At 40.7% G+C, this 12,470-nt stretch carries 11 protein-coding genes and 1 other annotated feature; of the genes, 1 reads left to right on the plus strand and 10 read right to left on the minus strand.

Annotation, left to right across the window (positions count from 1 at the left end; genetic code table 11):
• Position 1: 1 nt before the first annotated feature.
• Positions 2–76, minus strand: a sequence feature (ribosomal protein L21 leader region).
• A 42-nt stretch (positions 77–118) separates the two neighbouring features.
• From mreD to G343_RS0112830, 7 genes are all read right to left on the minus strand, one after another.
• On the minus strand, positions 119–637 hold the full coding sequence (gene mreD / locus G343_RS0112800) for a rod shape-determining protein MreD (protein ID WP_020008554.1): 519 nt from the start codon (positions 635–637) through the stop codon (positions 119–121).
• Position 638: 1 nt separating this feature from the next.
• Positions 639–1,487, minus strand: coding sequence for a rod shape-determining protein MreC (gene mreC / locus G343_RS0112805; protein ID WP_020008555.1), 849 nt, complete (start codon positions 1,485–1,487; stop codon positions 639–641).
• 283 nt (positions 1,488–1,770) lie between these two features.
• Complete coding sequence (locus tag G343_RS0112810; RefSeq protein WP_020008556.1) at positions 1,771–2,922, minus strand: aminotransferase class I/II-fold pyridoxal phosphate-dependent enzyme; 1,152 nt, start codon at positions 2,920–2,922, stop codon at positions 1,771–1,773.
• A gap of 520 nt (positions 2,923–3,442) precedes the next feature.
• Positions 3,443–4,522, minus strand: a complete 1,080-nt coding sequence (locus G343_RS0112815; protein WP_020008557.1) for an aldo/keto reductase — start codon at positions 4,520–4,522, stop codon at positions 3,443–3,445.
• A gap of 476 nt (positions 4,523–4,998) precedes the next feature.
• Positions 4,999–5,361, minus strand: coding sequence for a hypothetical protein (locus tag G343_RS0112820; protein ID WP_020008558.1), 363 nt, complete (start codon positions 5,359–5,361; stop codon positions 4,999–5,001).
• A 14-nt stretch (positions 5,362–5,375) separates the two neighbouring features.
• Positions 5,376–6,059, minus strand: coding sequence for a RadC family protein (gene radC / locus G343_RS0112825; RefSeq protein WP_020008559.1), 684 nt, complete (start codon positions 6,057–6,059; stop codon positions 5,376–5,378).
• Positions 6,056–6,772, minus strand: coding sequence for a prepilin peptidase (locus tag G343_RS0112830; protein ID WP_020008560.1), 717 nt, complete (start codon positions 6,770–6,772; stop codon positions 6,056–6,058). Before G343_RS0112830 ends, radC begins: the two co-directional genes overlap by 4 nt.
• 854 nt (positions 6,773–7,626) lie before the next feature.
• Here G343_RS0112830 and G343_RS0112835 point away from each other — a divergent pair.
• The gene (locus G343_RS0112835; protein ID WP_020008561.1) at positions 7,627–8,292 is read left to right on the plus strand and encodes a GntR family transcriptional regulator; all 666 of its coding nucleotides are present in this window, start codon (positions 7,627–7,629) and stop codon (positions 8,290–8,292) included.
• Positions 8,293–8,345: 53 nt separating this feature from the next.
• On the opposite strand, the gene G343_RS0112840 is transcribed toward G343_RS0112835, so the two are convergent.
• From G343_RS0112840 to gabR, 3 genes are all read right to left on the minus strand, one after another.
• Positions 8,346–9,698 (minus strand): gluconate:H+ symporter, encoded by a 1,353-nt coding sequence (locus G343_RS0112840; RefSeq protein ID WP_020008562.1) that lies wholly within the window; start codon positions 9,696–9,698, stop codon positions 8,346–8,348.
• Positions 9,699–9,773: 75 nt separating this feature from the next.
• A complete protein-coding gene (locus tag G343_RS0112845) occupies positions 9,774–10,793 on the minus strand; it encodes a zinc-binding alcohol dehydrogenase family protein (protein ID WP_020008563.1) in 1,020 nt (339 codons plus the stop codon).
• Between the two features lie 163 nt (positions 10,794–10,956).
• Positions 10,957–12,372, minus strand: a complete 1,416-nt coding sequence (gabR, locus tag G343_RS0112850; protein ID WP_020008564.1) for a MocR-like transcriptional regulator GabR — start codon at positions 12,370–12,372, stop codon at positions 10,957–10,959.
• Between the last annotated feature and the right edge of the window lie 98 nt (positions 12,373–12,470).

Genomic DNA, 12,470 nt, shown 5'->3' on the forward strand with positions numbered 1-12,470 from the left:
CTGATTTTCTAAGACACGCCAACTAAAGGTGGACTGCCGTCACTTCATACCCAAACTTGTGCGGTTGATGTCTACAAATTCACCAACTATTACATTATACCGTGTCAAAACAGGCATGTCAATGCTTTGACTGGAGGTTATTCCGAACCTTGGACGTTTTCAGGGCAGTGACAAAAATGATGATAAACAACAGCGCGTTGAGCAGCAGACTCGGCGCGGCTCTTAACGCCAGGTAATCAAATACCGGCAGGGAGACCAGATCAAGCACCCTGTAGATAAGGAATATATATGATTCATAAACGAACGTCAGCAGCAGTATTACGAAAGCCATGGCGACGACATCCCTGTAGAACACTCTGAAAGCGGTATGCATGAATGCAACAAAAGCCGCAATGCCAAAAGTATGGACCCCGTAGACGGAGCCGATATAAACATCGAGCATGATGCCGAATACGATGCCTGTGAACGCACTCATGGACGGACTGATATATATCGAAATCAATAATATATACATCAGCAGCAATCTGGGGACAAAGTAGACTTCAAGACCGCTGATGGTCACCGGGCTGATTTCAGCAAACAAAAAATCCGCGTACATGAACACCAGCGATGCGATAAAGATAACAATAGCTTTCATGTTACTCCTCCATCGATTCCGGATCTCTCTGAAGGACAAATACCGAATCAACATCATCCGCATTGCCGGCCAGTTGTACATAAGCATTCTGGCTGAGTCCGTACTCATCATTTTCCACTTCCGCCACTGTACCGATAATGATACCTTCAGGGAAGTCTCCGGCAAGCCCGCTTGTAAATACATCATCGCCTTCTTCAATTTCACTTCTGTTTTTGATATTTTCTATGACAAGCAGATTACGTTCATTATCAAAGTGGCTGATCGTCCCGTAAACCGGTGACCCATCATGTGTGATTTCAACAGAAAGATTGTCCTGGGAAGTGTTCGTTGTAATCATTTCTATGTAACTTGAACCGCCGTTGGCACGGTTAACAGTACCAATCAGCCCCTCGGAAGTCATCACTGCCATGTCTTCCTCGACACCATCACTCGTACCCTTGTCAATCGTGAAGCTGTCGAGCCACTGATCGGGAGAGCGTGAAATCACACGGGCGTTGATGCTTTCATATTCCCTTTTGGAACTGACATCCAGCGCTTCCCTCAGCTCCTCATTCTCTGCTTCCAGCCGTTCTATATCTTCTTCCATCTGAGGCAGCATATCGAGCTGTTCCCTCAAATCTTCATTTTCACTGACTGCGTTAAAGCTCTGGGATATGGAGCTGAAAATATTTGTGATGATATTCAGAGGTGCACCGATGACTGATTGTGTGCCTGCTGCAGCATCAGCAGTGAACTGTTCAGCTTTCGTCGTTGAGTCCCTGTCTGTCATCGAAAAACCAATCAGTAAAATGAGTACTATGATGCCGAATAGGATGATCAGCATTTTGTTTCGGTTGAAAAGCCTGTTCACAGTTCCACGCTCCCAAAGTCCATTATATCTGATTAAAAGAATACCATATTCCGGACATGTTTATAAAGAAATTCAAAAAAATAGAGGGGCTTACGCCCCTCTACACAGATAAGAAATAATATATATGATATCTAGAACATGAATGAAATCACTGTTCTATCAAAGGTAATGCATATACGATGATGAGTCTTTATACATCCCTTTTTATGTCGTGTTCATTACAATTTTTATGTTACATGTAAGTGCGGTGAGTTTCAAGGGTGAATTTGGATTTTTTCAGTTTCTATTGCCATAAATATTTTATCCTGTCGAACCGTTCAATGACCGATGTCAGTACATCATCTTCAACCGCCAGGGAGATGCGGATAAAGTTTCGTCCCAGAGAGCCGAATGGGATTCCGGGGGTCACCAGGATGGACGCTTCTTTAAGGAGAAAATCGGTGAAACTTTCACCATCAAATCCGGGCGGTACGGATACCCAGCCGAAAATCCCGCCTTTAACAGGATTTAAAGGAATCCCCATGTTCTTAAATGATGTTTCTACACGTGCGCTTCTTTTTTTAAACTTGTCGTTCTGGTGATCCAACATATCTGACTCATGCCTGAGCGCTTCTGTTGCCGCGTCCTGAAGCACTCCCCACATGCCTGTCTGGGTGTGATCCTGATACACATTGATCGATTCGACCATTTCCTTATTGCCAACGGCAAAACCGACCCGGAAGCCGGACATGTTAAACCCCTTGGAGAGTGAATACACTTCCATCGCACACTCCAGGTTTTTATCACTTTCCAATATGCTCGGATGTCTCCGGTCAAAAGCAAATGGGGCGTAGGCAAAGTCATGCACAATTTTCGTCCGGGTATCTTTGAACCTTGCCACTGTATCATTGAAGAAATCTTTTGTCGCCACAGCGCCCAGTGGATTAGAAGGATAGTTTAAATACATCAGCCTGGCGTTGTCCAGTTCTTCTCTGTCCAAAGCGTCATAATCCGGCAAAAAATCATTCTCTTTAAGGAGTGGCAGGTCATACACCAAGCCTCTGGCAAGTTTAACGCCCGCCGGATAATCCGGATATCCGGGGTTTGGCAGATAAACGCCTTCCCCCGGTTCGATGAAAGTCATCGGAAATTGGACCAGCCCGCTTTTTGTGCCGTATAGTATGGCGATATTGTCTTCATCCAAGACCACATCATAATGATCTTGATAGAATTGGATGATGGCCTGCTTGAAAGACTGTTTTCCTCTGAAGACACCATATTTCTGGTTCTCCGGTTGATATACGGATGCTGCGACAGTCCTGAGAACCCCCTCCGGCGTGTCACCATCGGGAATACCTACTGCCAGATTTAACAGCGGTAAATCTCCGGTTTCCAGTTCCCGGGCCATAGTGCTCCCGAAATAACTGGGCGGAATACTCCTGAGCAGTTCATTCATTTTAAAATCCCTCCATTCCGTTTTAAATGCGCGTCAATCGCACCGCTTAGCTGCATTTCATACATTAATAATATTACACATTACATCAACTCTTTTATTTCAGAATACTATTTAAATTATCAATAAAAAAGTGCACATTCTTCTTGTGCACACTTAAAAATTGCATAAAAATAGAGAGGCAGGCCGCCTCCCTATACACAGAAAAATAATATATATGATATCTAGAGCAGAATTTGATGAATAATTAAGCTCTATCAAAGGAGGCAATGCGATTCAATTCAATATTTATCATTCCAACTGTGATGTTCATGTCATCGCCTCCTGTTATGTCGAAAACAATCTAAGTTCATCTTATCGTAATAATTTCATCCTTTCAACACGTGATTCAGAAAAACTTCAAAATTATCGCTCAATTTCGTGTAAAATATAAATTTGGTTTTAATTGTTCTTGTTCCGTTTTTTCATTTGACCGTTTTATTAAGTTAAAGAAAGCTGGAATCAAGCTCCAGCTTCCCTATTTTTATATATCTTTATTCTTTTTATCCATCATTTTCTTGTACTGCGCCAGATAGACTTTCTCGGAATCCGTTGCACGGTCCATTGCGGTCATCGCACGATGCCATAACGGATAAATGGGTTCAGGGTTGGTAAAATCGTCAATTAGCTGTCTATCCTTTTCTGTCAGCTCAAGCGTATATGATTCCATATTCTCTTTCATCTGTGCTTCATTTCTAGCGCCAATCACGATGGAATCCACGTTAGGCCGGTCCCTCAGCCAGGCAAGAACAACCTGGGGCACCGTTGCATTATATTTCGAGGCTGTATCAATCAGTATATCCACAAGGTCATAATAAAAGTCCTCGTTCTTTATATAAGGCTCCGGCCAGTCATTGCCCTGTCTTGTGCCGGGTTCTGCTTTTTTATTCCTGGTAATCTTACCTGTGAGAAGCCCTTCACCAAACGGAGCCCAGATGCTATTGCCGATACCCAGCGCTTTACCGGCCGGCAGCAGTTCATATTCCGCCTCCCTCGACTCAGGCGTATAGTATATCTGCTGGGCAATTGGCGGAATCAATCCATTCTCTTTTGCATAGGTGTGCGTCATACCCAACGCCCATCCACTATAGTTGGAGACGCCCCAATAGCGGATCTTACCTTTTCTGATCAGATCATTCATCACATTGACCGTCTCTGCCACTGGCACCTGACCATCCCACAGATGGACATAGTACAGATCCAGATAGTCCGTTCCCAGACGCTCCAGTGTTTCATCGATAGAAGATTCAATGTTGATGCGTGTGGCTCCCCCATCGTTGGGGTTATCAGTCAGCTGGAAACCGGTCTTGCTGCTGATCACCATGTCATGACGTCTGTTCCTGATTGAGCGGCCAAACACAATCTCAGCATCACCGCCGGCATACAGATTCGCCGTATCAAACTGATTGATCCCTTTATCCAAAGCATAATCCACGATATAATCCGCCGTCTGCTGATTCATATCAGCCGCCGGTTCAAACCCCTTCGTTCCGCTGAACGGGATCGTACCCAGTGCATATTTAGAAACATTCAATCCAGAATTACCAAGTAAATTATAATCCATTTTCATCCCTCCAGGATTTAAAATTCCCGTTTTATGAGAGTTGAAACGCTTGAGTAAATTGTTTTTATCAAACAGAAAAACACAGGAATATTAATGGTGCCTGAACATCTAATTATTTATATATATCTAGAAAATCTCGCTATAATCCGTATATAATATTGTTTGTAAATGTTCTTGTACCATTCAAAATTGAATGCAGTCAATACATTATACGTTCAATTCAACCTTTTTCACACCAGTGACAAAAATTTTTCACTATCTATATAAAGCTACTAATATCAATCGTTCCCTTTACTTCTAACAGCACATCAGAAATTGTGTACTGGGTGTAAGGATAGCATTTCAAAACACGTTTCGAAAAAGTTGCCGCTCTCCATCCACACGAATGCACATCTAATTGATGAAATAATATTTATCCATTTTAATCAGAAAATAAATACGCCATCTTTAGATTTTAAGATGGTTTTGGAATTTCTTCACCAATCCGATGTAAAATACAGTTCATACTTACTGTAATCCAGAAATTTCGCATGATAAAAATCACACGCTGCTTGATGAATATAGCCATGATAGATTTGATCATACTTATATGACCCGAAGAATGGACCTGGAAAAGCTGGCATTAGCAAGTGTGCTTTTTCTGGATGATGTCTGATTTCGTTCAGTACTAAGTAAATCTCGTTAATAATGTCATAGGTCAACTTTACTTTACCGCAATTCTCTATTTCAAAATGCTTCACAAAATAACCTTGCAGTGCATTAAATTTCCTATAATAACTATACTCTATAACCTCTTCTGTAACTCTGTCTTCAAGATAAATATACATATCGAGCCCCAATGAAACACCCCTTTTTACTTTATGTAATTCATTTCTTTTAAGCTAATATACTTACCAGAGCCAATAATGATGTGATCGAGAAAATCTACGCCGATAATATCACCACACTCGTGAAGTCTTTTTGTTACTTCAATATCTTGCCTTGATGGAGATGGATCTCCACTTGGATGATTGTGTACACATATAATGGCAGCAGCACTTCTTTTTACTGCTTCTTTATAAATTTCTCGTGGATGAACAATAGAACTGTTAAGTGATCCTTTAAACATTGTCTCCTGATGTATAACCATATTTTTAGTTGATAAATAAAGAACAACAAAGTGTTCTTGCTGATAGTATCTCAATTTTTCCATCAACAAGTCACAAACATCAGACGGACTTTTGATATATACATCTTCTTCCATGGAATGTGTATGCATCCGTATCGCAATCTCTATCATCGCAAGGATTGTTATTGCCTTTGCTTCCCCTATTCCTTTTAATTGAATCAATTCCTGGAATGTTAAATGCCTTAAATCTCTTATAGATTTCATATCTCTAATGATTCTATTTGCAACTGTAATACTTGATTCGTCCCTGCTTCCAGTATTTATGATAATAGCTAACAATTCTTGATTTGTGAGTTTATCCGCACCGTAGGTCATTAGTCTTTCTCTAGGTTTATCGGCAATATGCATTTCCTTAATCATTAATGTCATAGAAACCCTCCATAGTATATTTGGTCAATTTCTTCGTATAGAAAGAAATTAAGAATTATTGCAGTAGAGATAAATGGTACAAGAGGTATTTTCGGTATCATCTTTTCTCTATAAAGAGTTAAAATGATGACAAATAAACCGCCTACAATGTAAGTCAGAAAAAACGCATAAATAAAAAAGTTGATAGGTGTTACTAGTGTTAGTACAGTGAATAATTTAATGTCCCCATAACCAATGGATTCTGAAAATAAAAAGTAAACAAGATGTAGGATTAATATAGCGCCAATATCCCATAGGGGCTCAACATAGTATAAGTTAGTTAGAAAAAGCCCAGTAATTAGAAATAGTAAATTCATATGATTCGGTATAATCAAAGTTCTGAAATCATATAGTGACATTGGTAGCAACAATGTCACTATCAAATAGTAGAGTGTATAATCTTTAAGCCCTAAACTAAAAAACAAAGGGACAATATACAGGACAATCATTAGAATTTCGCAGGCCGGGTAACTGATATCAATTTTCTGTTTGCACCACAAGCACTTTCTTTTCTGGAAAAAATAACTTAACACCGGAATGAGTTCATGCCATCCTAATTTATGTTTACAATTATCGCATTCACTTCTACGGTAAATGAAACTAACATTTTCCATTGAAGTCACAGCATAAACAAATGAAGCACAAATACCTCCCAAAATTATCATCACAAACATTAAATCTCCTCCGCATCATTTCTATACATGATATCCTGGGAAAATTTTTTTGTAAAAACGCAATAACGCAATTGTTGTACAACAGAAAATGTTTTTTCATCAAACTGCATAAAAAAACAATACATATATTTGAAATCTGCACTGTTTTCAATAAATTCGTTATAAAATACTCCGAATTTATCTAAGTTTATATAATTTCTTTACTTTTTCATGTGACGATTTGTCAATTTAAATGCAATAGTTCTTCCTGAAGCGCTTCGTATATTATTTTCCTCCCAGACATTTCCTAGGTCTCTGATTAATCAGAGACAACGCCTGGCGGACAGAATCGTCTGATATCATAAGGGCAGTGCACTTGAAAAGAATTTCTACAGATGGCCATTGGCATTTTCACTACTGCCCCGTTACCCCAATGCATAGAGGGGCAGCGAAGTATATCGATATTCCGAGTTTTTGTTCCAGTGTTTTATGACACATGAGTTTCTTATCCCGAGCTACGGTCGACGTCCGAAATGTACCGGCGTGTAACTCACGATGAAGTGTTCTTCCCACCTGTTCTATGGAAAAGGCGGAACGGCCTTTCATTTTCAAGGTGACATAACACCATGTTTTCCGTTCAACAAAATAGGGAGGCACTCTTTACTTTTGCCCTGGCGGGAAACGACCATATCCAGTTTCAAATGACCGAATGTCTTTCACTTTCTGATACTTTGTTAACTATATATCAACCCCTTTGCCATCCAATTCCTGTTTCCTTTCTTTTTACAAACGTATATAATTATTTATAAAGGTTGGAATGATGACATTCGTGAGTTTGATGAATTGGGTAATAGATGAATTGAGGGGTTAATTTTATGACGGAGATAAAGTCTTCTCTTTTAGTAGAGCAAGCCTATGATATTTTGCGCAAAAAAATTCTTAACAGAGTATACATGCCTGGAGAAAAATTGAACATCTATGATTTATCGGATGAATTCCAAATTAGCCGTTCCCCTATAAAGGAAGCTATCAATCAACTGGAGTACGAAGGGTTGATCGAAATTGTTCCTCGTAAGGGCACCTATGTAACAGAAGTGAAATTGGAGACTTTTTTAGAAAAATTGGATGCACGGCTGATGGTTGAATTATGGGCTGCCAGAAAAGTGATACATACGATATCAGCCAGTAAAATTCGAGAATGGGGACAGGTGATTCGACAGATGGATGATCTGCTTGATATTGATCCCTTCCCTTTTCAAAAGTACAATAGTCTGGATATGCAATTTCATGCTGCACTCATCGATTGGGAGGGCAGTACAACTCTGAAGGCGTTTTACTCTTCGTTAAACACTCATGTGGCTTTGGCACGCATTGTGCAATCGACTTCATTTGAGAGCACGATAAAACGACATAGGGATCATTGGGAATTATACGATGCAATGGAAAACCGCAATCTTGAAGCATTTTCAACCGTCCTTGATAAACATATTGAAAGTATGAAGCAGGAAGCAACAATTTTATATGAGAATACTTATGGATAAATATAGTAAAATGTCCCAGGAGATTCCTGGGACATTTCTATAATCAATTATACTTAAATGAATAAACTGAGCATCAGAACAAAGATAAGTCCGGAAACTGAAATGATCGTTTCCAATACGGTCCATGTGCCAAACGTCTCTTTCATCGTTAAACCAAATGACTCTTTGACAATCCAGAATCCTGTATCATTTACATGGGAAGCAATAATACTGCCTGCACCAGTGGCTAATACCATCAAAGCCAGGTTAACATCTGTCCCTTCGATCAACGGGAGTACAAGCCCGGCAGTTGTTAATGCAGATACTGTCGCAGAGCCCTGTGCCAATCGGATGATAGCGGCGATGAGCCAGGCCAGGAATATCGGTGTGATGGTACTGCCTTCAAAAATCATTGCCACATAGTCACCGACGCCGCCATCCATCAGTACTTCCTTCAATGAACCGCTGACACCAAGGATCAACAGCAGCATACCGATGGCTTTGACCGCATCTTCTGCTGAATTCATAAGATTGGTCATTGGGATATTGCGGGCGATGCCCATTGTATAAATTGCCAGTAATACCGATAGCAGCATTACCATCGAAGGTGTACCTAAGGTCGTGATGATATCAAATGCGATATTATCTTCCAGTCCTATTGTATCCTGTACTAAAGTAATGATGGTAGAAGAACCCATCAAAATGACGGGGAATAGCGCAGTGAATGCACTGATTCCAAATCGAGGGGTATCTTCCAGTTTATATTGTTTCACGTCGCCTAATTTTGCGATACTGCCCTCTCCAGCTTTTTCAAAAGCAGAAGGCACCAGTTTTTTCGCTAATTTTGTATATAAAGGACCGGCAATGATGATCGTCGGAATCGCAATGATAATCCCATACACCAGGACCATCCCGATGTTCGCACCATATTGATCAGCAATTACAGTCGGGCCGGGATGTGGCGGCAGGAACGCATGTGTGACTGACAATGCGGTGGCCATGGGCATCCCAAGCCATAGAAAAGATATGTTGGTCTGTTTTGAAATTTGATAGACGATCGGTATGAGTAGTACAAGGCCGACTTCAAAGAACAATGCGATGCCGAGAATGAATGCAGTCAGGACGACAGCCCACTGCACCCATTTCTCCCCGAATTTATCGATTAAAGTCATGGAAATGCGCTGGGCGCCGCCAGCATCAGCAATTAACCGGCCAAGAATCGCGCCGAAGCCAAAAATCAGTCCTGTACTGGCGATCGTGCTGCCGAGACCTGCTTCGATCGACCCCATAATTTCATCGATCGGAATACCCAGGGCCACCCCCAGTAAGAATGAAACGACAGCTAATGAAATTACTGTGTTAATTTTAAATTTCATGATCAATATCAACAGCAGTAAAATACCTAAGGCGGTTATTATTAGAGGCATAAATTTCGCTCCTTTGTTACGATATTAAGTAATATTTTTTATTAATTCTCCATCTTTGCATAATCTCAAGCGTTGTTACTCAAAATCTACAACTGCCTTTCTCACTTTATCCGGGTTGTCCTTTATAAATTGGAAAGCGTCTTGAATATGGTCAATATGAAACTTATGTGTGATCAGATTGTCATGTGTTAATTCTTTTGAATTAATGAGACCGACGACTTTCTCGAATTGATGTGTCTGCAGTCTCGACCCGGCAATCGTCAACTCTTTTTTAGTAATTGGCATCAACGCGATGGAAGACGGGGTGGCATTGAAGCCTAACGTAACGACAGTCCCTGCTGGTGAAGCAGCATCCACACTCAATTCAAATGTTTCCGGTGTGCCAACGGCATCAATCACCACATTAGCGCCCTCACCGTCAGTCATTTCATCTATCTGATCTTTGGTTTCCGCTTCAGACGGATTAATCGTATAGTCCGCGCCATTTTGTTCAGCAAAAGATAATCGCTCGTTGGTGAGATCAGAGACTATTGTCGTTGCGCCGCGTAATTTTGCCATCTTTAAGACAGTGATACCGATTGGGCCCGCCCCCTGGATAAACACAGTCTGGCCTGTTCGCACGTTGCCCCGCCAGGTCGCCTGCGCACCAATTGTGTAAGGTTCAGCCATCACCGCTTCATCCCAATCAATATCCGCATTAATTTTATGCACTTGTCTTTCAGGGAGCACGACAAATTCTCTCATGCCGCCGTTTTCATGCACGCCAAAAACAGACAAGTCTTTACACACATTCGGACGCCCGCTTTTACATGCATAACACTCGCCACAATAGCTGATGGGCTCTACGACCACATGATCCCCGACTGATGCATTTTCCACTCCTGAACCTGTTTCTACTATTTCTCCGGCCACTTCATGTCCAACAATTCTTGGGTAAGTGGCAAGCGGGTTGGTGCCATGATAGATATGCATATCGGTGCCGCAGACCCCTACGTTTTTAATTTTTATCTTCACTTCATTTTTATGCGTTAAAGCAGGTTCCGGCATCTCCAATACTTCCATATGATGTGCTTCTGTAATTTGAACCGCTTTCATTCGATTCACTCCTTGGCTTAATGGTATTAAAAATCAAACATCTTTATGAAGCGCTTCCAATTAAATATGTAACATGTGACATGTTACAAGATTAAGGGTAGGATATGGATATATAAAAGTCAATATTAATTTTTACTGTGTAAACGAAATCTCTCTTACACTCTTAAACAATCTGCTTTAACACATCCACTACAGGCCTTATCTCTTCCTCCTGCAGCTTAGCAAATCCGATGACTAACGAAATCCGGTCTTCTTCTGTTGGACTGTCATCAATTTTAAATCTTTCCAAAGTATAGAGCTCCAGTCTGTGCGCCTTCGCTTTTTGTTCGACTTCCGCATAACTTTTACCCGATTTAAACTTGGCGATAAAATGCAGCCCTGCCGGGATATCCGTGATTTCCACTCTATCTTTATATTGATTTTTTATTTCTTTTACCAATGCACTCCGGATTTTCTCATAGTAATGATTCATTCTTTTCAAGTGTTTATCATACTCACCGGACTTTATGAAATAATGGAGGGTGAACAGATTTAGAGTGCTGCTGCCTTGAATGATGCTGGAATAATTCGCTCTGTACGCCCTCAATAATTCGGGCGGCAGGACAAGATAACTGATTCTCAGGCTGGAGGTCAGGGTCTTCGAAAATGTACCTGAGTAAATCACGTTGGTTTTATTATCCAGACTTTGCAGTGAAGGAATATTATCCGTGCCGTATTTAAATTCGCTGTCATAGTCATCTTCTATGACATAACGAACACCGGAAGCAGCTGCCCAGTTTAAAATCTCAATCCGTCTTGATATGGTCATTATTTTACCGGTGGGGAATTGGTGGGACGGGGTGATATATAAAACATTTGGTTTTTTACTTTTCACTTCATCGATGTTTAAGCCCTGCCGGTCCAATGAGACGGGTAAAACATCCAGATTCATATCCTTAAACAACTGATGCATTCTCCCGTAACCTGGATTTTCCATACCGACAGTTGAATTTTTAAATTCCTCCATGTCTAATACTTGTCTGATTAATGGCTGGGTCCCCGGACCGATGACAACTTGTTCGGGTTCACATACCACGCCCCGATTCAAGCTCACCAGTTTAGCGATGGTTTCCCTTACCATATAAGGGCCTTGGGGATGAGAAATATCCGACATTTCATCTTTGTGATGCTCAATTGCTAATTTTTCACTTTTTATCCACGCTTTAAATGGGAATAATTTAAGATTAGTGCTCATATGGGATAACGAGTATTGATAGGATTCCCTTTGAACCCTTTCTTCCTTTAAATCCTTAGGCAAGCGATTATCCGGGCCACTCTGCTCTAATCCGGTGAATTGGGTGATGTCCTCTACATAATATCCGCTTCTTTCTTTAGAATAAATATATCCCTCGGCCAATAGTTGTTCATAGGCATTTGTCACAGAGTTAATACTGACCTTCAGTTCGGATGCCAGGCGTCGTTTGGGCGGCAATGGATCACCCGCTGATAATTTCTTCTCCAGAATGATATCCCTGAGTTCATTATATATTTGCTGGTAGACAAATCGCCTGTTATCGCTTTTATCAATATGAATGATCATTCTATCCCCCTCATTTTGATCCCATATAAAAATTAAAATTGGTACTTTTAATCATATCAAAATACGTTAACATAATAAATAATTCTCAGACTATTTAG

The organism is Salinicoccus albus DSM 19776, assembly GCF_000385175.1.
Taxonomy (GTDB): Bacteria; Bacillota; Bacilli; order Staphylococcales; family Salinicoccaceae; genus Salinicoccus; species Salinicoccus albus.

Coding starts and splice junctions, on each gene's coding strand:
- mreD (WP_020008554.1), bottom strand. CDS start 637: ATGAAAGCTATTGTTATCTTTATCGCATCGCTGGTGTTCATGTACGCG.
- G343_RS0112810 (WP_020008556.1), bottom strand. CDS start 2,922: ATGAATGAACTGCTCAGGAGTATTCCGCCCAGTTATTTCGGGAGCACT.
- G343_RS0112815 (WP_020008557.1), bottom strand. CDS start 4,522: ATGGATTATAATTTACTTGGTAATTCTGGATTGAATGTTTCTAAATAT.
- radC (WP_020008559.1), bottom strand. CDS start 6,059: ATGACATTAATGATTAAGGAAATGCATATTGCCGATAAACCTAGAGAA.
- G343_RS0112830 (WP_020008560.1), bottom strand. CDS start 6,772: ATGTTTGTGATGATAATTTTGGGAGGTATTTGTGCTTCATTTGTTTAT.
- G343_RS0112835 (WP_020008561.1), top strand. CDS start 7,627: ATGACGGAGATAAAGTCTTCTCTTTTAGTAGAGCAAGCCTATGATATT.
- G343_RS0112840 (WP_020008562.1), bottom strand. CDS start 9,698: ATGCCTCTAATAATAACCGCCTTAGGTATTTTACTGCTGTTGATATTG.
- G343_RS0112845 (WP_020008563.1), bottom strand. CDS start 10,793: ATGAAAGCGGTTCAAATTACAGAAGCACATCATATGGAAGTATTGGAG.
- gabR (WP_020008564.1), bottom strand. CDS start 12,372: ATGATCATTCATATTGATAAAAGCGATAACAGGCGATTTGTCTACCAG.